Origin of the sequence: Dyadobacter pollutisoli, from assembly GCF_026625565.1 — a bacterium.
Lineage (GTDB): Bacteria > Bacteroidota > Bacteroidia > Cytophagales > Spirosomataceae > Dyadobacter > Dyadobacter pollutisoli.
In genome coordinates this window covers 700034-721392 of record NZ_CP112998.1, presented here as the reverse complement: position 1 = coordinate 721392, position 21359 = coordinate 700034, and the positions used below count along the sequence as shown (strand labels likewise).

Below are 21359 nucleotides of genomic sequence, written 5' to 3'. Positions count from 1 at the left end.
TGATAGATATGAGGATAAAATCCATACTGATTGAACGATAGCCTGAGCGGTTACATGTGGGGCTCTGACGGAAGACAGTTACCTACGTCAGACTGTACTACTCGAATCTGAGATGCATAGATTACGAGCATAAACGGAGTACAGCGCAATTACAATAAGTAATAAAGGGCGGAGATCGTATCCGACAATCTATCGAGCTAAGTTACTATATGTCTAAATGGGGATTACCTAAACCGGAACGCCACTGCGGTGGCTATAGGACTTCGGGTCTTTGAATATCCGGCATGGTAACGGAGCTTCCGTAGTAGTCCGAGCAGGGGAAAGCCCTGTACATGGCGAAGGGAAGCAGTTAATATTTTTGATACAATCAACGGAAAATGTGAGAGACATTATGAGAAATCCGCAGAGCGTATTAAACAGTCTGACAGAGCAAAGTACCAGACCAAACTACAAGTTTGAGAGGCTCTACAGGATTATGTTTAATGAGGAAATGTACTACCAGGCCTATCAAAAGCTGTATGCCAATCCTGGCAACATGACCAAGGGCTCCGATGGCAGTACCATCGACGGCACGAGCATTTCCACCATTAAACAGCTGGTTGAAGCCATCAGAGATGAAAGCTACAAACCAGCGCCTTCAAGGAGGGTGTATATCCTAAAGAAAAACGGGAAAAAGCGCCCTCTGGGGATACCTTCATTTGGGGACAAATTAGTGCAGGAAGTGATCAGGATGATCCTGCAGTCTGTTTATGAAAGCTATTTTGAAGATAGCTCGCATGGGTTCAGGCCAAAGAGAAGCTGCCACACTGCATTAACGAGTATCCAAAGGACTTTCACAGGCACAAAGTGGTTTGTCGAAGGCGACATCAAAGGGTTCTTTGACAACATCGACCATGGTGTTCTCATCGCAATCCTTTCAGAGCGCATTGCTGATGACCGCTTCCTTCGCCTGATCAGGAAGTTTTTGAATGCGGGTTACATGGAAGATTGGGTATTTAACAAGACCTACAGTGGCACGCCACAAGGAGGGATTATCAGCCCGGTCCTGGCCAATATTTATCTGGATAAACTCGATAAATACGCCTCAGAGTACGTCGCCAAATTCAATAAGGGGAAGGCCAAAAAGGTAAATCCTGAGTATGCCAAATTCACTTGGATGGCAAGCAATCTTGTAGTAAGAAAGCTCAAAGTTGAACAAGATAGGTCGATAAGAAGCCAGTTGTTGGCAAAGATCAAGGAGTTAAAGAAGCAACGCATCCTGGTACCGTTCAACGATGCGATGGACGAAAATTACAGGAGACTAAAGTACATCAGGTACGCTGACGACTTTCTCATTGGGATTATCGGGAGCAAAACGGATGCCCAAAAGATAAAAGAAGACTTCAAGATGTACCTATCTGAAAAGTTGAAATTGGAGCTGTCCGAGCAGAAAACGTTAATCACCAATGCCAAGTCACCAGCACAATTCCTGGGTTATGAAGTGTCGGTAAGAAAGTCCAGCGCAGCAAAAAGGAACAAGAATGGTGTACTGAGCCGGATATTCGGGGAAAGGGTGGTATTGGAAATAGGCAACGCCACAATGAGAAAGAAACTTCTCGACTACGATGCCATGACCATATCGGTCCGTAGTGGCAAAGAAGTATGGAAGCCTAAATCCAGGCCATGCATGAAAAACAACGATGACCTGGAAATCCTCTCGCAGTACAACGCCGAAATACGGGGCTTCTACAACTACTACTCGATAGCAAACAACAGCCACACGATCGATTCATTTTACAACATTATGGAGTACAGCATGTATAAAACCTATGCTTGTAAGTACCAAACCACAACCCGAAAGGTCATACGCAAGTACAGCGAAGGCAAGGAGTTCGTGGTCAAATACGAAAACAAGGGCGGGAAAATACTAAGCAGCAAATTCTATAATGATGGGTTCGCCCGCAAGGCCAATGTCGGATCCCAGCCAGACCTGGTTGGCAACTCATTGCAGTTTGCTGCCAGGGGAAGCCTGGTTGACCGATTGAAAGCCCGGAAATGCGAATTCTGTGCAGCCACTGAAGACCTGGAAATGCATCATGTAAGGAAGCTCAAAGACCTGAAAGGAAAACAGGATTGGGAAAAACACATGATTGCAAGACGCAGGAAAACGCTGGCCGTATGTTTCAACTGCCATAGAAAGATACACTATGGAAAAATGGACTGATAATATTAACGGAGAGCCGTATACATCGAGAGGTGTACGTACGGTTCGGAGGCGAGTACTTGGAAATACTACCATAGTAATATGGCAAGGCGCCGGGTACTTAGCCTACCTAATCTACAACCGGGTCAACAACGAAGGCAAAACTATCTCAGACCGGTTTCAGAAAGACAGGAACCACAAGGTCTGCAAAGAGATCACGCTTAAATATGGCTATCATTTGGGAAAAGGAAAAGAACAGGTCAACCGGCAGCAGCTTAAAGGTGCAGACAAAGTCAGATATGAATTATATGATGAAATTAAAGCAGCAAGTGCAGGCGCACAAAGCTGGAATGAGTTGAGCACGAAGCTGGAAAGGCAAGGCATCGAAATCATCTTCAAATACAAATCAGGCACTAGTGAGATTCAAGGTGTCAGCTTCACCAAAGGCGGTCTGCAATTCAGAGGATCGAAGATCGATCGGAGTTTGAGCTTTGGAAAGCTCGATGAGTTGATCCGGCAGAATCAGAAACTGGCGATTGTGCAGCAGTTTCGAACGCAACCAGAATATCAGCCCGCCCGCCCACAAGAAAGATCCCGGCCCGCTACTCTCTCCCAGCAAACCATTGATGACAAAATACTTGATGACTTGCTCCGCCCCGTCCAGCAATATGACCAGCAGAGTACGAATCCAATAAAAAAGAAGAAACGTAAAAAATACCTAGGACAAAGCTTATGAAAAAGATAGAAGAACAACTCGAATCGATTGAAGAAGTGCTTGCGCTTGTGATCAGAAAAAACGCGTCGATTGAAAATCTGATCCAAACTGCGGCTGAATCGCAAAACAAAACGCTTGCGGATACCATGATTGACATAAAAAAAGATTTAAAACAGCCTTCGCCGAGTCAAAATTTAGAGACTTACGTTTCGGAAATAAAGCAAGCAGTTGCAAGTGTGCCAAAAACTCCGGAAGTCCAGCACCACCATCATTTCGACCTTCAATCGAAGGGCTTTATTATCTCCGCAGCATTGCTGTTGCTCTCAACGGCCATAAGCATCGCAGTGGCCATCAGCAACTACAACGAAAGCAGCCGACTGCAAGAAAGCGATATTAAATTCCGCATTGCCAGGCAGCTCAATCCAGGTTTGATCGCAGAGGTCGATAGTATTTACTATGAAGATCCTGACCGGGCGGAACTTGAAACACAGAAGCGTGAGGCACATGAGATAACAGTCAGAGAAGCCGAAAAACTTTTGAAACAGAGGCAAAATGAGGCGAAGCAAGCGAGTGAGTTGCTTAACAATCTTAAAAGGGATTGATTTTGACTTCTGTTGTCGGATAATCTTCTTTGTTGATTTAAATGGATGAATTCGGCAGTAAAAGTTTATGAAAGGTAGTGTAGGGGCAGTTAGTTAAGTATCTTACCTGACTGGCCGCACCAGGAAGAGCAAGATGAGCAATGGTGAATCATTTTACATACTTATAGAGATCAGCTCCATTCGCAACGGCTTGTTAACATTTATGAATTTATTGTAAACTTGAATTCTAAATCTAGAAATGCAAAATCAAATAGAAATCTACCAAGGCCAAGACGGGCAGACGCAGATAGAAGTAAAATTCGGAGAAGAAACCGTTTGGCTGGACGCTCATTCCTTAGCTGAAATATTTTCAGTTCAGCGTCCCGCTATCGTGAAACATATTAATAACATATATAAATCCAATGAGCTAGATCCAGCTGCAACCTGTTCCATTTTGGAACAGGTTGCAGCAGACGGAAAGAAAAGAAAGATGCACTTGTATAACCTGGATGTTATAATATCTGTTGGCTACAGGGTGAATTCAACAAAAGCCACTCAGTTCCGACAATGGGCAACTCAGCGCCTAAGAGATTATCTGATCAAGGGTTATGCGATTAACGAGAAACGACTGAATCAAAAGCAGCAAGAGGTACAAACCTTAAGGGACGGAATCCGGATACTCAGCCGGGCAATTGAAATAAAGACCGACGATGCAGATCTGACATTGCTCGACCAATTTGCTAAAGGTCTTGAATTACTAGACGACTACGATCATGAACAATTGGATCCGAAAGGTATCACAACCCGCCAGGCGAAGTATCCGGAAGTATCAGATTACCGAAACATCATTGAGAGTATGAGAAGGGATTTCGACTCAGATATTTTTGGTAAGGAAAAGGATGATAGCTTCCAAAGCTCCGTAGCACAGATAAGCAAAGGATTTGGAGAGATAGACTTTTACCCCTCAATTGAAGAGAAAGCCGCCACATTACTCTACCTGATCATTAAAAACCATTCATTTGTCGATGGGAATAAGCGAATTGCTGCTGCTTGTTTCCTGTTGTTCCTAGAAAGTAACGGCCTTTTAAAATCGGCAGGCGGGACGGCGCTTATTAGCAATGAAGCTCTTGCAAGTCTGACGCTTTTTGCTGCGTCCAGCAAACCAGAAGAGATGGATACTGTTAAGAAGTTGGTTATTAGTGTGCTTAATAGGAATCAGTGAAGTTCTTGTTTATTTAAAAGGTCTGTGCGCGAGATGATTTATTCGAACGAAGCCAGAACTTTGGAATTGCGCTTTTTTTCGGATTGCCATCAATTCTAGTATCCAAAAGGCGTTAGAGGTCTATCAATTAAAAATTGAACAGGAATTGTTTACAGACTTCATTGTATTTGACCTTGAAACAAGACGGCCTTCATTATACTGTAATGTCAAATCCATGGACTAAGAAATAATCTGATAAGACCTATGAGTGAAAATTATGATGTAAAATTTTATGAGGAGGGTTTCATAGCCTGCTTAGAAAATTCTGTATCTCTCTTAAAAATTGCGAAAATTTCCGCTGAAAATAAAGAATTTGGAATTGCGATGTCGCTAGCGATTCTTTCCGCAGAAGAAGGGATCAAGGGTTTTATTTGTATGGCCCGAAAGATGAATCCTGATTATCCAGTAGAAGATTTTGAAGCCTTGTTTGAAAGTCACAAAGTCAAGCATAGGCATATCAAAGAGATTATTTCGAATTTAGAATTCTCAGTTTCCATCCTGACAAACATATTTCGGGTGATAAGCTCTGGTTTTGAAAAATTAAGTGTTCCAGATTCAGATGGAAGTAACGCCCCTAACCCGCCTAGTTTGATCAAACTGAATGAGCCAAACGAGTTTGTTAAAAAGTTAATTAAGTGGTCTGATACTGCTGATCAAGAGAAACAACGTGGATTCTACGTTCATAAGAACAACAATAGATGGTACAGCCCTCAGCAAATCAAAAAGCAAAAATATTTGGAAGCTCATGATTATGCTTGCTACTTGATTGATGTGATGAAAGCTTTTAAAAAAGGAAATCTAGAGGGCTTTTTCCATTTGGTTTATCAGATCAAGCCAGATTATTAATGCAGAGGTGAAAAAAGATCAAGGATCTTACAGTCGATTTATAATTGACCTTCCGTTATGAGCTTTCATGATACAATTATGTTCGTTGTTTGCAAATCGCGAACAGCGAACATGCGTATGAATGTTTCTGTAAATACCTGATAGTCTGCTAGCAGTACAAGCGAACTGCTTTCTCAAGTCTCGTCCTAATTATACTCTGAAAACTTTCAGGCTCCAATACTCTAACCCGATCCCCATACGACAGAATCAAGGTTTCCAGTTCGTAATTAGGAATTACTTCTATTGAAATAATTAGTTCTGAATCACCAAGCGACACCTTTTTCTGCGTTCCATGCAGCGGTTTAGACAGCACATATGGCGCTATCTGAAGATCAAATGCCAGCTTTATCTGTTCCGGTTCCGCATTTTCTTGACGAGTAACGCCGACAATATCCTCGAAATATTCATCAAAGTCATACTCTTCATTCTGTAAATACGGAATATCTGAATCTGATATGTCAGTGATCCTGTCCAAAGCAAAAGTCGTAAGCTTTTCTAATTCAACATAATACCCTAGCACAAACCAACGGTTATTGTATTGCTTTAAGTAGTATGGATGGAAAACATATTCTTTGGCCCTGTCACTTTTAAAAGACTGATAACTGATGCACAATACCCGCTTGTATAGAATAGATTGAAATAATTTGCCCAGGTGCTCAATTCCTTTTAAATCCTGATTATTATCAAAGCTGATAATAGTCTGGTTTCCTTTTTCGAGCAGAAAGCTTTGTTCCATTTTTGGTGCCAGTTCATTTACCCATTCGAACTGGGGCATACCCTTGAAACGTGACAGTATTTGCATTGCGGATTTAATCTGTTCCAGCTCTACCTGGTTCAGGGGTTGGTTATCAATTGAAAAATTGAGGTCGCTGTACCGGTAATACACCTTTTTACCGTCACGACAATGATCTATAGGCGCACTCCATCCCTCAGTACTTTCCATGTACTTGATATCCTCCAATACCTGCCGCCGCTTTATTCCATTGCTGTTTGGGTCTATTTCCAGCAGCACTTGATCGCAAGCTTCTATAAGGTCGCCGATAAAGTATTTTTTCATCGGATTGGCGAAGCACTTGTCCAAAACATGAAATCGGGTCAGGGCGTTTTTATTAGAAGCCATAGAGGAAGGTTTTAAGTGATTGAAATTAAAAAGTTTCTGTGCAGATACACTGCACAGGTCTAAATAATATTTGTCACGTAGTAAATCTCAAACTCATCTATCATGGCAAACTTAAATTACGAGAGAAGGTTAACGAACCTTAGTGCCCGTCGCTTCGACGAGGAAATTTGGAAGGCAGATTTGTCAGAATCTTATGGCAAATCGATTCTCCCAAAGAATCTGGAATATCTGATTGAGTCGATGAGGCCAATCGGGAAAAAGTACAACGACGTCACATTGAAGGCGGCAACCAATGTTGAAAATCATCTGGAACAGACACTAAACCTCAAATTCAGCCGGGTTTATCGAACGCAAGGTTCCGTGATGACGGAAACAAATATTATGCTTCACAGCGATATTGACCTTTTAACCATTGTAAATGGGTATTACTACCAAGCACCCGCTTTACATCCCATACTAAGCCCTTATGCCGGTGAGCCTGACGATGACATCATCGACTTAAGAGCGCAGGCTACCGAGATTATGGAGCGCAGATACGATGAAGTGGATAAGTCCGGAAAAAAATGCATATCCATTTACAATAAGAATCTTCGGAGGAAGGTAGACATTGTCTTCAGTTTCTGGTACGATACCAAACCGTATGTTGATTCCAACGACGAGTATTACAGAGGCGTCTACCTATATGATTTTCCTGCAAGGCGGAAAGAACTGGACTATCCCTTCGCTCACATAAGAAGTGTTACAAATAAGGGCGTCGCTACGAACGACGGTAGTCGGAAAGGCATTAGGTTGATAAAAACCTTAAAGGCAGATTCAGAGGACCGTATTAAGCTGTCTAGTTTTGAACTGACCTGTGTGGTTCATGCCATTGAAAATGGTAATCTTTTCTATCAGAATCGTGATGAGCTAAAAATAGCGATTAACATCTCCGCACAGATTGACAAGATGCTTTCGGACTCTGCCTACCGAAAAAGTCTAAAAAGCCCCAATGGTACCGAGTACCCTTTTACCAGCGATGACTGCCTCACTGGTCTTCGGAACCTTAAAGAAGATCTTGATCAACTGATCAAAGACTGTGGAGGAGAATTAAATAATTTTTTAACCAAACGCTCACTCTTACTTTACTAGTCATGGAATTAAAACCACGTGTTTTTATCGGTTCGTCCTCCGAGGGACTGGAAGTTGCCAAATATGTTAAGTCATACTTGGGTCACGAATTCGAATGCTACCTATGGACGGATGATATTTTCAAAAACAATGAAAGTGTCTTTGAGACACTCTTGAAAAGTGCTAGCCTTTTTGATTTTGGAATCATGGTTGCGACAAAAGATGACTTTTTGACTAGCCGCGGAGCGGAATTTGACACTGCGCGAGATAACGTTGTTTTCGAATATGGTCTATTTTTGGGCAGAGTGGGCCCAGGTCGTGCATTTGTGATTCAAGAAGAAGGAACGAAGCTGCCCTCGGATCTGTACGGAATAACTACCCCAAGATTCGAAAAAACCGCAAATCTAGTTCACGCTGATAAGCTTAATAATGAGCTACGGAAAATCAGCAAAGTCATGAAAGAAAAGATAAGCATCGGCGAACTGGGATTGCTTCCTTCCACCGCTTTGGCGATTGGCTATTTCGATAATTTCGTGGCGCTTACTTGTGAAAGCCTCTGTACAAAAGGCGAATTGGTTGTTGAAGGCAAAATTTTCAGGGAATTTCAATTTAATATTGTTATCCCGGATGATCTTGACAGCGATATCAAAAAGCGGTCTAAACTATTTTCTTCGAAACACAATCTCCGTCAGGTGCAGGTAGAGGCGGCCGGTAGAAGTTACCCGATTTCGGTTTCTTATCAAGAAGGAGACCATATACTGAAAATCTACGACATGCCAACGACCCTTAATGGTATAGATCGTGCCATAGAAATGTATATGCGCAAGGGACATATTGGTAAGACAGAAGATCAGCAATTACTCGAAGACCGGGAATTGAGAAATTTCAGCCGAGTTCTACAACTAATGATAGCAAATGACGCATATTGTAAGCAGGTCGTGCGGATCGTGAATGAAATTACATTGGTATGATACAACGCCGCAGCCGGGCACGGCTTACGGGCTGGCGGCGCCGCAGCAAAATGCAGGCAAAACTGAGGTCGATATTTCGCGCCTTATTACCGATCAATAATTCACAAACGAAGGGCTCAAAATGTAGCGAGAACCGCCGAATGTGTAGTCGGTAATTGCGATTAAATCTCAACGTTTACCGGGAATGAAAAAATCAGTCAGGCCGTAGTTTTGGGATCTTCTACCGAATGATATTATGGACTATCAAATACTGCTTCGCCAGCTTTACCAGGATTTCAATGCTCGTCAGATCGATTCAGTACTGGCACATATGCATACAGACGTAAGCTGGCCCAATGGCTGGGAGGGCGGCTATGTATCCGGGCAAGAGGAAGTGCGTGCCTACTGGCTGCGGCAATGGGAGCAGATCGATCCTCTGGTAGAGCCAGTTTCATTTGATGCAAAGCCGGACGGGCAGATTGCGATCAAAGTCCGTCAGATCATAAGAAATATGGAAGGGGAAGTTTTAAGCGACACGCTATTATTTCACATTTATACTTTTGAAAATGGAAAGGTGAGGACAATGACGATTGAGCATTAATGTATCCCGTGAATCGTTTTTGAAATTTGTATCTTGCCAAAATTTCAAAAACCCCCACACACGAATGAAATCCACCCTCTCCCACCTCCCACAAACCAAACAAGACCAGCTAAAAGCCCTCACCCAACTAATCCTCGACAAAGTCCCGGCCGAAATGATCATCCTCTTCGGCAGCTATGCGCGGGGCGATTGGGTCGAAGATTTCCAGGAGAAATACGAATATGTGAGCGATTTCGACATTCTGATCGTCACCAAAGACAAGAATGCCGCCAAGCAAGTCAAGAAATCGCGGGAGCTGGATAAGGAATTGATGGCCAATGAGGGCATCACCAGAACCAGCATCATCTACCACAGCATTGGTTTTGTGAACGATAAGATCGAGCGGAACTACTATTTTTTTGTAGATATTTTGAAGGAAGGAATTTTGCTTTATGATTCCGGGAAATTCACTTTGTCCGAGCCTAAAAATCTCAATGCGATGCAGCGGGTGGAAAAATCGACTGAAGAATTTGAACATTGGTTTGAGAGTGCTTGCCGATTTTTGGAAGGGTTTGACTTCTACTTTCAAAAGGGAGAGAATGACACCGCATATTACAGTAATGCTGCATTCGAACTTCATCAGGCTACCGAAAGATTCTACGCTGCGATACTTCTCGTTTTCACCGATTACAAACCAAGAATCCACGACATTGAAATTCTAGGAAATCAGGTTGAAAAACTGAATGCCAACTTTGCGACAGTTTTTCCAAAAACGACAGCCGAAGAAGAGCGACTATTTATCCTTCTCAAAAAAGCGTACATCGATGCGCGTTACAACAGGAATTACAAGATTGAAAAAGAGGAATTGGAATATCTTGGCAGTCGGGTTACATTACTGAAAGATTTGACGGAACGGATTTGCAGAGAGCGGATTGCGCAGTTTACCGACAGCTGATCCAATGAATGAACTTTCTTCGATTTGCCTACTACTTGAAGAGCCCGGCTTCTCTACTCTTTGTGACACAGAAATCAGTACATGCTTACAGCCGCTTTCAACCTTTTCGCGATTAACTTCTTAAAACTCTCGGGCTCCAATACCTTTACCTTCTCACCAAAAGCCAACAAAGCGCTTTCCAATTCATAATTAGGACTCACCTCTATGGAGATCACCAACCCCAGATCTGTCCTGGACTTGACCTTTTGTGAGCCATGTTACATGAAATTATCTTGAATCATCGCTGAAAATTGTTTTTTATGACTTTTAAATTTTTTCATTAGATCGGCAGCTTTGTCAATCTCATTTTGCGGGCATGAGGGAGATGCCATCATTTTAGATAATTTATCAATCGTCTTGACAATCTCCAAATGATCAAATCTCAGTTCGAGTAAATCACTATATCCAGACCCAGACCTGTTTAATCCAATTGCCTCAATAGTTCTTGCGCCTCTATTCTTCTTGTCAATTCCAACAGCAAATTCTTGTCTAAACTGAATTAGAAATTTTGGATTTTCAGTCGCAGGATTGATAAAATACGGTTTTTCATTTTTTAGATCGTCATGATGATTTCTGGCTCTTTTAGTCGAATCCAATAAAGGGAACAAATTTTCCTTGTATCTCTGGTTACATATTGCACAAGCAAATAGCATATTATCCCAATTGTATGCCAACCAATAGTAACCTGGATATTTTAAGTGCTCCCGCTTGTTTTGTCTAAATCCTCCCTTCGGACGAAAATGTTCAATATCGCCATGTGATACTGCACTAACATTTTGTTCACAGAATGCACATTTTCCATTTTGACAAGTTCGAAGTATTGTTTTAATGTTGTCATGTCCGTAAATCTTCGAGTCAAAAGTAAATTTGGCAGTCCCTAAAAAATAATCATCCTTATTTGCATCAAATTTTGAATTATTTTCGGCAGTTTCCTCTATCAATTTACAATGGCCTAGGGCATTCGGAACAATTGGACTGGCGGAAGGTTTACGCAGTTTTATCATTATAACGTTTGACGATATTATTTATGAGTAACATTGCTTCAATTTCGTCACGAGTTTCACCAGTAGGTAAAACTCCATACTCGTTTTCAAGGTTTTTAAGCTCCTTTTCAATATCAGCCGATATATTTCCTTGTGTAAGAATTTTCTCTCTTAAAGACATGTAATAGTCTAAATGTGCTGGTCTTGCGCTATGAAGATCGAAATATTCACTCGTTAACACTTGATCAATTCTCCAATTTTGGACAGTAAAGTCCTCATTTTTGACTACAATTTGACCGTCATCGTCAAGTTTGTAAAGGAATATGTCTGCCTTTTCAGCGGCTTGAACTATTAACGGACTATGGGTGGCTACAATGATATGACTATTCATATTGTCCAGCGTAAAACGATCAATAAGATCTACATATTCTCTTTGCCACTGAGGATTTAAATGGGTATCAGGCTCGTCTAAGAGAAATAAACATTCTTCGTTTCCAGTAATAAGAATTAATCCTAAAACGGTTATCAACTGCGCCTCACCTTCACTTAGTTGAGTAAAATCAAATACAGATCCACTCCTTAACGATTTTACTTTCAGGATTACGTTAAAGATTACATCGATTTGTTTTAATGTCTCAAAAGCACCAAAGAAATGCATTGCTGAATCAAACTGAAAGGGAATTTCACTTGATACTTTTTTTAAATCAATATTATTAAGTTCTATTTTCTCTTGAAATATCTCTTCCTCCAAATAATAGATTGGGTCAGAGATAGTATTATTATATAAAAATGAAATGATTTTATCTGCTCGCCTTTTGATATCCCAGAAGGGAAACTCAACGCCCCTCAATAAGTTCTCTTCAAGCAAATTAATACCTTTATTTGAATGTTTCCTTTCGCCAGGATTGTACCACAGAGGGCTTTTTAATTCCAGACTGACTTCGGCTAAACTATTAAAACTCGTAAAATTTTCAATCAAATAGGCTACTCTTTCCTGAAATATAGGGTTTTCATTTTGATCCTTATAAAGAAGTAGAGTAAGAAGAATCATTTGAGAATGATAATTTTCTGAGAAAAATAACCTTCTGAGGTCATTTTCTAGGCCCTTGTTATTCTTCAAGTCTTTCCAAACTTGTTCCTCATATGGTCTTATTACGTCACGAATCCTTTTGTTTTCACCTGAATAATAACCAATAATGTATTTGGGGAGATAAACCTCATGTTTGAGATTATTGAATTTTCGAAAACTTACTTCACTTGGAAGCTCGGCGGCCCCATTTAATTTTCTCCAAACCTGAAAAGAACCCTTTCTACATAGAACTCTAATTTCTGAATTATAGCATACATATAATAAATCATATTCAAAATTCTCATAAGACCAGTTTTCGAAATCTTCTTTGGACTTTAACAAATCCAAATCTCGGAATATAATGGCTAGAGCTTCTATTAGATTAGATTTCCCCAGTCCATTTTTACCTACTAGTAGAGAAATTAGATTCGATTTGAAATCGAGATGCAAATTCTTTATGTTTTTATATTCAGAAATCCAAAGACTTTTGATTTTCACGACTCTTATTTTTTAGGGTAGTGGATTTTATCCTTTTTAACAGCATAGCAGCAGGCTCATCATTAAAGTCTTGCGTTACCAACTCTCCGCGAAACGCCTTGGCTAGCATTGTCTGAGGCAATTTCTTAATTTTCTCTTTTAGTGCGAGATACTGGACTTCAATGATGTCAACTTTAGCAAAAAGGGCTTCGATCCGGTTTACAATTTCCTTTTGTTCATCTGTTGACGGAATTGGTATTTTGAATTCTCTGCATTGGGAAAGGGAAATATTCACCTGACCAACAACACCTTTTGTTTCATTATAAAGTGACTTAACAGAAGTTCCTTCGCAAAAAAAGTGATATAAAAATGTATTAAGCAGGTAAGGCTTAGTCCTGAATAAGGTAATTGCTTGATTGTGATTCCATTCGGCAAAAGTGTTAGGCACCAAAGCAATTTTATTTAACGGTGGGCCTACAATATTCATGACAACATCACCCGGTATCAAAATCGATTTCTTCATCGAGTTATTGTGCGCCTCCTCACTAATGTACTGAGAGCGATAATCAAAATCTATTTTTTGATTTACTATGTTGTATACTTTAAGAAATGGAATTCCTTCATTTGTAAACCCAGATTTTGGCGTTCCTCCACTTTGAACCTTTACACAACAGTCTTTTGCTAGTTCTTCTTTCCATTTATCTGACAGCTTGTTTTCTTTTCGCCAATCCTCCGTCAACTTCCCCGTCACCGCCTGCGTCAATACCGATTGTCGGAAAGTTTTAAGCAACTCCGGAATACGCGCCAGGCTGGCTTTCAGTGTTTCCAAATACCCAAAAGCCATATCCAATTTAGCCACAATCCGCTTTTGCTCGGCCAGGGGTGGAAGGGGTAAACCAATTGAAGCTAGATTTTTTCTTGATATCCGAAGTCGCGTTGATCCCGACGAGAGTTCGGAAATCTTGCCCCTTATCTGAGAAGAGTTTAAAATGTACATCAGCCACTTATTGAACACGCCATTTTGGCCACATCTTATTATCGCGATATCGACAACAGTGACATATAGACCATTAAGTGGAAAAATACAGGTTCTACCCAATGGATCGGGCATTCGTGCAATCAACAGATCATCCGGTTGCAAAAAAGTACAGTTAAGTTGATACGCTTTAGTTAGAGTCAGAAATCTTGCTGATTTGTCTTTAAATTCTCCGTCGCCAATATCGGCTAGTTGAATCAATCTAACTTCTCCATTTTGATCTTGATCCTTAGATTCAATCCAATCCCCATCGTTAAATAGGCCATCGTTGGGGATTAGATTTTCAACTGAGGCAATACTCCAACCCTCCGGTAATTCCTTTTCCATCATGCCAGCAGTTCAATCATTTTTTGTAATTCGGCCTGTATAGCTTTCAGATCTTCCGCTGCTTCACGAGCCAGATCTAATGGTTCTTCCGTGTGTGCGCCATCGGCAAAGCTAGCATCAGCCATCAGTCCTATGTCCAGCGAGTCACTTTTAGCGGCTACCTCCTCACGCGTGAGGCTGGTCCAGCGTTCGTCGGTTACGGAGGCGCGTTTTTCATCGATCACGGCTCCGTCATAAGCGTCTTTTACGTTATCCAACGCTATACCACCAGTGTAGGCATTGGCAAAATCGGCAAAAGCATTGCGGGTAAATGGCGTCCGTTTCCCGTAGCTCGGGGCGTTGGTGCGCATATCGTAAAACCAAACTCTTTTCGTATTTCCGGTTTCACCCGTTCCGCGTTCAAAGAACAGCACGTTGGTTTTCACCCCTGCTGCATAGAAAATGCCGGTGGGCAATCTGAGGATGGTATGCAGGTTGCATTTGTCCATTAAATCTTTCCGGATCTTGCGCCCGTCACCGTCTTCAAACAGTACATTGTCCGGAAGTACTACCGCTGCCCTTGCCCCACCTTTCTTATGTAGGGATCGATAAATATGCTGCAAAAAGTTGAGCTGCTTGTTGCCTGACAAATAGGTAAGATCATCCCTTGAAGGGCGTTCCCCTCCCTGTTTGGTTCCAAAAGGTGGATTGGCAAGCACACCATCAAAACCTTTGAAGGATTTACCCAATTCAGATAACGTATCGCCCAGTTCAATGCGGCTTTCGAGTCCGTGTAGTTTGGCATTCATTAATGCAAGGCGGTGCGCGTCCTGTACGAGTTCGCAGCCACTAAAAGCCTGGAATTTTTGAAATTCGCGATCGGCAGCCGGGTCAAAGTAATCGTCGTGTTTGTTTCTCAGGTATTGGTCAGCGGCAATCATGAAGCCGAAAGTGCCCGCAGCCGGATCGTTCCAGCGTTCGCCAAGTCTTGGTGCCATCAATTCTACCATCACGTTGATCAACGGGCGCGGTGTAAAATACTGACCCGCCCCGCTCTTTTTCTCTCCGGCGTTTTTTTCCAGGAGCTCTTCATAAATCGTGGCGATTTTGTCCTGTTCGTGCTCGTCATACCAGTTAATGGCATTGATTGTAGTAATGAGCATTCTGAGGTTCACCGGCTTACGCAGCGTGGTGGAGGCATTGGTATAAATTTCCTGCACCGCCGCATTGGTCGATTTCGCGCTAATTGTAGCAAGCAACTCGCGGTAGGTTTCAAACAAGGTTACATTGTCGGTAATCCCGGTCAGGCGAGCCCAACGGTATTCTTCGGGAATGTCTTCTTCAAACTCTTTCGTTTCGGATAATCGAAGGAAAAGGATGTAGGTTAGTTCATTGAGGTATTGGTGATAGGTCACACCATCATCCCGCAATACATTACATAGCCCCCAAAGCTTATTCGCAATTTCGTCTGCACTCATTATTTTAATTGTTATTTATTCGACAGGTTTCTACGATTTTACGCAGTTATCTGATACATATTTTGGTTAATGGTATTGATCACCTGTTCCAGCTGCTCGTCAAAAATCTTATTCAGTTGCTGGAATCCGCCATCTTCGATGAAGGGCGATTGATTCAAGTCTTCCACTTGCAGCACAGATTCCTTGATCAGCTGTTTTTCAAAACGGTCGATCCACTTTTGCTGAATCCGGTTCCAGTTCTGCATCTGGCGCACCCGGCCCACTGCCCTTTTAATTCGGTCTTCGCGGCTCTCCAGGGCACTTCCGATGGCAAGTGTGCGAATGAAAGAAATGATATCAGCGCCCAAATCTTCATTTTTTGCCTGTTTCCAAGCTGCTTTTACCATACGAGGCTCGAAGCCCTGGTCGGCCAAAGCTATCAACAATTCCTTTAAGGAACGTCGATCAAGTTGCTCCGGTCGGGTACAGACAATTTGTAACGCGCTGATCTTGTTCTGGTTTTCCTTTATAAATCGAGTAAAACTTTCGAGGTAATCTTCCGGCCTCTCTGTGTTTCCATAGCCAGTTTCGGTCCGAAGGTATTCATCCTGGTGCTCCGAAAAGTAAAGTGGTCGGTCCGACGAAATTTTCTCATCCAGGAAATTCCACAGGCTGCTTAGTTGCTGAATTTTCTCAAGACTTTCAGGTAACGGGTTTTTCCGTAGGTTCTGGGCGAACTCGTCTATGTTTACTCCGCCTAGCCGATATGTAAATTCATTCAAATTGTATTCGCTCATTTGCTTCTTCTTGCGTTGCAGTTTAGCAATAATTTGTTCGATCTGCCGCCAGGCGCGGGCATCGCTGTCTATATGTTCCAATTCATAGGCCAGCTTCACAAAGGTTTCAGTGGGGTTGACCACCACAGGTTTCATCTGCGAATACTTTTCCAGGGTATCATAAATTTTGACTGCGTCGTAGATTCTGAAAACCTTTTTCCCGATTTCATCACAACGCCGTGTAGCCCGTCCCAGCATTTGTTCGAAAAGTATGCGGGATTTTACCCTGCGTAAAAAGACAATGTTACAGATCGCCGGTACATCTATACCGGTGGTTAACAGATCGACGGTTACGACAATTGTTGGGTATTTTTCATTTTTGAACTTGGTAACTTCTGTCTGCGGATCGTACAAGCTTCCGGTGATTTTCATAATCGCATCATCAGGAAACTGGGCGCCCAGGTTTAAGAACTCTTCTTTGAACAGCGACACGACCATATCTGCATGAGCATTGGTCGCTGCAAACACTAGTGTTTTTTCATCACCATCCGGATCAAGTTCTTTCACCAGTTGCTGTATCACTGTCCGGTTGAAGCTTTCGGTAATTACCTTTTTGTTGAAGCCGGATACATCAATCTGCAATTCATCTTCGAGTTCATCCAGCTCAATAACGGTGTTATTTTCCTTATCGAAAGATTTTGGTCTTTCGCCGGCTTTCCACTCAATACCTTCCTCACTTAGTTTTGTTTTAATGAGTGTCGGCGGATCGTGATCGATCAGAAAACCATCAATGACTGCCTCCCTGTAAGAGTAGGTGTAGACTGGCTTTCCGAATATTTCGGTAGTATGTAAAGCTGGTGTGGCAGTCAAGCCAATTACGTAAGCATCGAAATAGTCCAGCACCATCCGGTATTTGCTTACATAATCCATCTGCGATTTAAAGTGAAGATCATCTTCATCAATCTCCCTATCGAGCAAGTACCCCCTGTGAGCTTCGTCGATGATGATGCAATCGTATTGATCGACCGGCGGCAAGTCGGATTCGCTATCATTATTGTACAATCGTTTGACCATACTTTGTACGGTGGCAAAATGCAGTCGCGTATCCGTATCGGGAATGGCGTCTTTCAAGCTGCTGATCTTATATACTTCCGTGAAGGTATTCAGGCTGTAAACCTTATTGTCTTTGAACGCATCCAAGGCTTGCGTACCGAGCAAAGTACGGTCAACGAGGAACAGAATTCTGTTGAAGCGGTTGGTCTGAATCAGGTGGTAACACAATCCGATGATGGTTCGGGTTTTTCCGGTACCGGTCGCCATTGCAAGCAGCGCTTTTCGCTCAATGGGATTGCTGATAATTTTTTGTTCAACCGCCTGAATCGCCTTCAATTGATACTCACGTAGGCCTAATCCACTTTTTTGAGAAAGGAAATCTAGCGGTATTTCTTGTAATTTTTTGTTTGACTCCTCGATATCCTGGATTCGCAGTTTCTTTAAACCGTCTGGTGAGTACCAGCCATGCAAAGCTTTTGCGTGATTATTCTTGTTTCGTACGTCCAAAAACCAAACCCCGCTTTTGGTTTTAATCTGTTCCAGATATTCCCGGCCATTTGTAGAAAACAGGAACGGAACCTTGTTGCCATCCCACGTTCCTAAGAAGGCAGTCTCTGGTAAAAGTTGAACTTCTTTTGCGTACGCCTTGGATTGGCCTAAGTCAGTGGAAATGTCCTGAGCATATTTTTTTGCTTCGATTATACCGTAGAGCTCCGTACCAATGAAAAGTGCATAATCCGCCCAAAGACTTCCGGCAGGCCATTCTGCAATAGCCATTGCCTTACCTCTTTGTGGTAAAGTTTTGTTTTTCTTGTAATTCAATAGGTCAGTATCGACTTCCCACCCCGCTCTCCTGAGTTGCTGATCGATGAGTTGACGCGTTGCAGCCTCAGACCACTCGATTTTTCGTGCAGCTTTCTCAGACCGTTGCTGAATGATCTGTTGTTTTTCTGTGGAGAGACCATTTGTATTTCGCTCTGAAAGTAGCTTATTATATTTCTCTTCCAGATCGCCATAGTCAGTTTCAAGAAGATGCAATGCGTGGCGGGCATCCAGATTTTGAGGCTCAACAAACGAAAGCCTGAAAACATCATCGTTTTCTGTGGAGTAAGTTTCGTAAAACCACTTGGAAATTTGGAAAGCAGCAAGTAAGGCTTCCTTAGCTTCCTGATAAGTGCCTACATGGTCATGTGATGCTTTATTCCCTCGCGTTCTAACATAGTAAAACAGATCCTTTAATGCTTGTGGAAGAATATTTTCAAAACCCAGCAGCCTCAACCGATTTGCGAAAGTATTGTCGACAGGAAATTGCAGTGCGTGTTCTTTAAATAATATTTCCGTGATTCTTTCGCCAAACACCCGAATTTTCCATAACGAAGCCGCAGGATCTTGGTGTAAATTATACTCTGCTGATATTCCAATGTTATATAGAATGGGGAATTCAGATTCCAGGAAAGTAAAGTTTGAAGAATTCGTCATGGAGTAGGTTTCGTTGAATCATAAAGATCAAACACTAAAACATTTACCTGAATTTGGCTATTGAGCCAATTGATTGATCATTTTGATAATTGAGCTTGCATTTACCGTGAAACCTCCCTTTTTGAAACGAAGGCTGTTGGGATGGCAAATTTGGAAAGTGTCAAATGGGAGCTTTTCCGAAGACCACTTGTATAATAACCTTGGAATTATCGTCTCTATGGCTGCATCTCCTGTATGAACGCCAAAGTATTCTCTCACGTGATAACCGTAATTAGGACTTGTCGTCATAATAATGAGGATATCCGGTTTTACAATACTAATTTCTTTAGAGAGAAGGCTGATAAATGCGTTCATCGAGTTATCATACAACTTCCCAGTAGGTCGATTTTTTTCAATATCAATTTTCGACAAGTTTGTCCAAAGAACCGTTTTGTTAAGGTCTCCCTGCCCATAGCTTTGGTTTAAATCCCTTATGAACCACCAAAACGGAGAATTAGGCTGTTCACGATTTGTCATGAAAGATTCATATCCCGATGTAAGTCGCCGATGCGTGTCTAGAAGATCTTCATTTGGTTTGAAATCCTCCCATCCATGAGTTTCCATTCCCACAAACATTAGTTTCTTTCTGGACTCAGTGTATTCAGGATAGACATGCATCATGAACGGTCCATGCATTCTCTCAACCTGTAAAGGCGTCGCATGCGTATTGATTGTATTGTAAATTTCAGGGAGCTCTTCAAGGTAGAGGTTTCGAAGCTGCTCGTTCAAATTGGCTGAGTTCATAACTTTTTTTAAGAGGGAAGTAAAACACAATGTAGTTCATATTGGCGACCTGAACGAGGATCAAGCTGAAAATCTGGGGGGAGTTAAGCATAGAGTTTCGTAAGCCTGAATAGGAAGAATGGGATATCCCGAACGCCTCTGGATGACGACCTAAAAGCCTTGATCTTCGCATTGAAGGACTCAGCCGAAGCATTCGTGCTTCTGTTATTGAAGAAGTTCAGAATGTCCAGATAGTGGGTTTGAATAGATTTGGCAACGGTTTTGAAAGAATCAAGGCCGCAATCTTCCACTTGATTGTACCAGAGCGCAAGCTTTTTGAAGGCATGTTCTTTTGATTTACAAGTCCTAAAAATTGTCCCTAATCCTGTCGCCAGCTTGTAGGCTTGGTTTATGAGCGGATAACGCTCAAAGAGCAATCTGGAACGCTGGATTTGCGAAGCAGTCCATTTGTCGCAGTGCTTAAATAACAAATAACGGCTTCTGACCAATAGCTGCTTGATTGTATCACCGTTTGCAAGAATTTCAGGTTCGTATGGCACACCTGCCTGCTTTGCAGCTTCAATAGCCTGATTCTCTTGATCCAGAGCTTGCCAACGATGTTTGATCCTGATTTCCTGGACAGCATCATAAGCAAGTTTTTGAACGTGAAACCGGTCTATAACCTTTGCTGCTTTGGAGAAACACCGACTGACTATCATTCCCATATTGGCAGCCATATCCTGTGTTACTTCCCGCACTTTGCTGCGAATACGCTTGGGAATTTTTCGCAAAACCTCAATCACTGATGCTGCTTGCGTACCCTTTATCATTGCCAGCAAAGAGCCTTTTCTACCTTTTGCAGCCTTATTAGTTACAATCGTGTAAAGTTCGCCATTGGATAGTGAAGTTTCGTCAATACTTAAATATGGACCGGTGTTTTCTGGATACAAAAGCCATTCAGCAGCATGCTCGCGCTGGTCCCAGTCTTTGTAATCACTGATGTGGTCCTTGTATTGCTGTTGAAGCTGTTTGCCGTCGAGATGAAAGTATTTGCCTAGCTGTGAACAACTGACGGGATTATTATCAATACATTGTTTTTAAAAAATCAGCGAACTCCTTGGTCATCCGAGTTCCCTGTTGCACTACATTCCAATCCCTGCTAACAATGTCGCCGGTGTCCTTGACTTCCCACCGGCGGCGCTTGATACAGAGTGTGACACGTTGGTTACGAATCGGAAAATCCTGAATGTATATCTCGGGTAAAAAGCCTTTGGACTCTAATTTTTGATCCTTGTATTCGGCAGGAGGAAGGTTCTTTTCTTCCAGGTAAATATTCAGGCCAGTGAGGCCTTCAACTATTTTGGAAAGCTCGAAATAATCGAGGATGCCCTCGGGCAACAGGAAGCGGACTAGGGCTAAATAGGACTCTTGCAATGCATTCAATATTGATTCATCGCAAAACAACTACTTTTTTTATCGCCCCCCAACTTTTCTGACTGATCCCTGAACGATGCCATGAGCAGGAGAATTACGAAAATGTTAGCCAAGGTGGTGCGCGAGACCAGCGTTGAAAAGATAAATCGAAA

At 42.1% G+C, this 21359-nt stretch carries 18 protein-coding genes and 1 pseudogene; 9 read left to right on the top strand and 10 right to left on the bottom strand.

Features of this window, described 5'->3' with window-relative positions; translation table 11 throughout:
- Window positions 1-391 precede the first annotated feature (391 nt).
- The 5 genes from ON006_RS03180 (at window position 392) to ON006_RS03160 (ending at window position 5585) form a co-directional block, all read left to right on the top strand.
- The gene (locus tag ON006_RS03180) at window positions 392-2203 is read left to right on the top strand and encodes a reverse transcriptase domain-containing protein (RefSeq protein ID WP_244825081.1); all 1812 of its coding nucleotides are present in this window, start codon (window positions 392-394) and stop codon (window positions 2201-2203) included.
- Window positions 2187-2918, top strand: coding sequence for a relaxase family protein (locus ON006_RS03175; RefSeq protein ID WP_244825083.1), 732 nt, complete (start codon window positions 2187-2189; stop codon window positions 2916-2918). Before ON006_RS03180 ends, ON006_RS03175 begins: the two co-directional genes overlap by 17 nt.
- On the top strand, window positions 2915-3499 hold the full coding sequence (locus tag ON006_RS03170; RefSeq protein ID WP_244825084.1) for a hypothetical protein: 585 nt from the start codon (window positions 2915-2917) through the stop codon (window positions 3497-3499). Before ON006_RS03175 ends, ON006_RS03170 begins: the two co-directional genes overlap by 4 nt.
- Window positions 3500-3737: 238 nt before the next feature.
- The gene (locus ON006_RS03165) at window positions 3738-4700 is read left to right on the top strand and encodes a virulence RhuM family protein/type II toxin-antitoxin system death-on-curing family toxin (protein ID WP_244825086.1); all 963 of its coding nucleotides are present in this window, start codon (window positions 3738-3740) and stop codon (window positions 4698-4700) included.
- A gap of 243 nt (window positions 4701-4943) precedes the next feature.
- Window positions 4944-5585: an AbiV family abortive infection protein gene (locus ON006_RS03160; RefSeq protein ID WP_244825092.1), complete on the top strand. Its 642-nt coding sequence runs from the start codon at window positions 4944-4946 to the stop codon at window positions 5583-5585.
- 148 nt (window positions 5586-5733) lie between these two features.
- On the opposite strand, the gene ON006_RS03155 is transcribed toward ON006_RS03160, so the two are convergent.
- On the bottom strand, window positions 5734-6744 hold the full coding sequence (locus ON006_RS03155; protein ID WP_244825094.1) for a helix-turn-helix transcriptional regulator: 1011 nt from the start codon (window positions 6742-6744) through the stop codon (window positions 5734-5736).
- A gap of 102 nt (window positions 6745-6846) precedes the next feature.
- Between ON006_RS03155 and ON006_RS03150 the strand changes: the two genes are divergently transcribed.
- The 4 genes from ON006_RS03150 (at window position 6847) to ON006_RS03135 (ending at window position 10336) form a co-directional block, all read left to right on the top strand.
- Window positions 6847-7872: a nucleotidyltransferase-like protein gene (locus ON006_RS03150; RefSeq protein WP_244825095.1), complete on the top strand. Its 1026-nt coding sequence runs from the start codon at window positions 6847-6849 to the stop codon at window positions 7870-7872.
- Between the two features lie 2 nt (window positions 7873-7874).
- Window positions 7875-8822: a CBASS system CD-NTase-associated NAD(+) hydrolase Cap12 gene (cap12, locus tag ON006_RS03145; RefSeq protein WP_138480065.1), complete on the top strand. Its 948-nt coding sequence runs from the start codon at window positions 7875-7877 to the stop codon at window positions 8820-8822.
- 235 nt (window positions 8823-9057) lie between these two features.
- On the top strand, window positions 9058-9402 hold the full coding sequence (locus tag ON006_RS03140; protein ID WP_138480063.1) for a nuclear transport factor 2 family protein: 345 nt from the start codon (window positions 9058-9060) through the stop codon (window positions 9400-9402).
- Between the two features lie 64 nt (window positions 9403-9466).
- Window positions 9467-10336: a HEPN domain-containing protein gene (locus ON006_RS03135; protein WP_244825102.1), complete on the top strand. Its 870-nt coding sequence runs from the start codon at window positions 9467-9469 to the stop codon at window positions 10334-10336.
- Window positions 10337-10410: 74 nt separating this feature from the next.
- Here ON006_RS03135 and ON006_RS32190 read toward each other — a convergent pair.
- From ON006_RS32190 to ON006_RS03095, 9 genes and pseudogenes are all read right to left on the bottom strand, one after another.
- A pseudogene (locus ON006_RS32190) lies at window positions 10411-10572 on the bottom strand (WCX domain-containing protein); the annotation flags it as partial.
- 21 nt (window positions 10573-10593) lie between these two features.
- Window positions 10594-11379, bottom strand: coding sequence for an HNH endonuclease family protein (locus ON006_RS03130; protein ID WP_138480058.1), 786 nt, complete (start codon window positions 11377-11379; stop codon window positions 10594-10596).
- Complete coding sequence (locus ON006_RS03125) at window positions 11363-12925, bottom strand: AAA family ATPase (protein ID WP_244825103.1); 1563 nt, start codon at window positions 12923-12925, stop codon at window positions 11363-11365. Before ON006_RS03125 ends, ON006_RS03130 begins: the two co-directional genes overlap by 17 nt.
- The gene (locus ON006_RS03120) at window positions 12897-14270 is read right to left on the bottom strand and encodes a restriction endonuclease subunit S (protein ID WP_138480054.1); all 1374 of its coding nucleotides are present in this window, start codon (window positions 14268-14270) and stop codon (window positions 12897-12899) included. The genes ON006_RS03125 and ON006_RS03120 overlap by 29 nt, the downstream gene beginning before the upstream one ends.
- Window positions 14267-15724, bottom strand: a complete 1458-nt coding sequence (locus ON006_RS03115; protein WP_244825105.1) for a class I SAM-dependent DNA methyltransferase — start codon at window positions 15722-15724, stop codon at window positions 14267-14269. Before ON006_RS03115 ends, ON006_RS03120 begins: the two co-directional genes overlap by 4 nt.
- Window positions 15725-15762: 38 nt before the next feature.
- On the bottom strand, window positions 15763-19011 hold the full coding sequence (gene hsdR / locus ON006_RS03110) for a type I restriction-modification system endonuclease (protein ID WP_244825107.1): 3249 nt from the start codon (window positions 19009-19011) through the stop codon (window positions 15763-15765).
- 57 nt (window positions 19012-19068) lie between these two features.
- Window positions 19069-19794: a hypothetical protein gene (locus ON006_RS03105; protein ID WP_244825109.1), complete on the bottom strand. Its 726-nt coding sequence runs from the start codon at window positions 19792-19794 to the stop codon at window positions 19069-19071.
- Between the two features lie 83 nt (window positions 19795-19877).
- The gene (locus ON006_RS03100; RefSeq protein ID WP_445440915.1) at window positions 19878-20861 is read right to left on the bottom strand and encodes an ISAon1 family transposase; all 984 of its coding nucleotides are present in this window, start codon (window positions 20859-20861) and stop codon (window positions 19878-19880) included.
- Complete coding sequence (locus tag ON006_RS03095) at window positions 20857-21207, bottom strand: ISAon1 family transposase N-terminal region protein (protein ID WP_374761296.1); 351 nt, start codon at window positions 21205-21207, stop codon at window positions 20857-20859. The genes ON006_RS03100 and ON006_RS03095 overlap by 5 nt, the downstream gene beginning before the upstream one ends.
- Between the last annotated feature and the right edge of the window lie 152 nt (window positions 21208-21359).

Excerpts from the sequence above, each read along its gene's own strand:
- ON006_RS03180 (WP_244825081.1), top strand. The coding sequence starts at position 392 with ATGAGAAATCCGCAGAGCGTATTAAACAGTCTGACAGAGCAAAGTACC.
- ON006_RS03175 (WP_244825083.1), top strand. The coding sequence starts at position 2,187 with ATGGAAAAATGGACTGATAATATTAACGGAGAGCCGTATACATCGAGA.
- ON006_RS03170 (WP_244825084.1), top strand. The coding sequence starts at position 2,915 with ATGAAAAAGATAGAAGAACAACTCGAATCGATTGAAGAAGTGCTTGCG.
- ON006_RS03165 (WP_244825086.1), top strand. The coding sequence starts at position 3,738 with ATGCAAAATCAAATAGAAATCTACCAAGGCCAAGACGGGCAGACGCAG.
- ON006_RS03160 (WP_244825092.1), top strand. The coding sequence starts at position 4,944 with ATGAGTGAAAATTATGATGTAAAATTTTATGAGGAGGGTTTCATAGCC.
- ON006_RS03155 (WP_244825094.1), bottom strand. The coding sequence starts at position 6,744 with ATGGCTTCTAATAAAAACGCCCTGACCCGATTTCATGTTTTGGACAAG.
- ON006_RS03150 (WP_244825095.1), top strand. The coding sequence starts at position 6,847 with ATGGCAAACTTAAATTACGAGAGAAGGTTAACGAACCTTAGTGCCCGT.
- cap12 (WP_138480065.1), top strand. The coding sequence starts at position 7,875 with ATGGAATTAAAACCACGTGTTTTTATCGGTTCGTCCTCCGAGGGACTG.
- ON006_RS03140 (WP_138480063.1), top strand. The coding sequence starts at position 9,058 with ATGGACTATCAAATACTGCTTCGCCAGCTTTACCAGGATTTCAATGCT.
- ON006_RS03135 (WP_244825102.1), top strand. The coding sequence starts at position 9,467 with ATGAAATCCACCCTCTCCCACCTCCCACAAACCAAACAAGACCAGCTA.
- ON006_RS03130 (WP_138480058.1), bottom strand. The coding sequence starts at position 11,379 with ATGATAAAACTGCGTAAACCTTCCGCCAGTCCAATTGTTCCGAATGCC.
- ON006_RS03120 (WP_138480054.1), bottom strand. The coding sequence starts at position 14,270 with ATGATGGAAAAGGAATTACCGGAGGGTTGGAGTATTGCCTCAGTTGAA.
- ON006_RS03115 (WP_244825105.1), bottom strand. The coding sequence starts at position 15,724 with ATGAGTGCAGACGAAATTGCGAATAAGCTTTGGGGGCTATGTAATGTA.
- hsdR (WP_244825107.1), bottom strand. The coding sequence starts at position 19,011 with ATGACGAATTCTTCAAACTTTACTTTCCTGGAATCTGAATTCCCCATT.
- ON006_RS03105 (WP_244825109.1), bottom strand. The coding sequence starts at position 19,794 with ATGAACTCAGCCAATTTGAACGAGCAGCTTCGAAACCTCTACCTTGAA.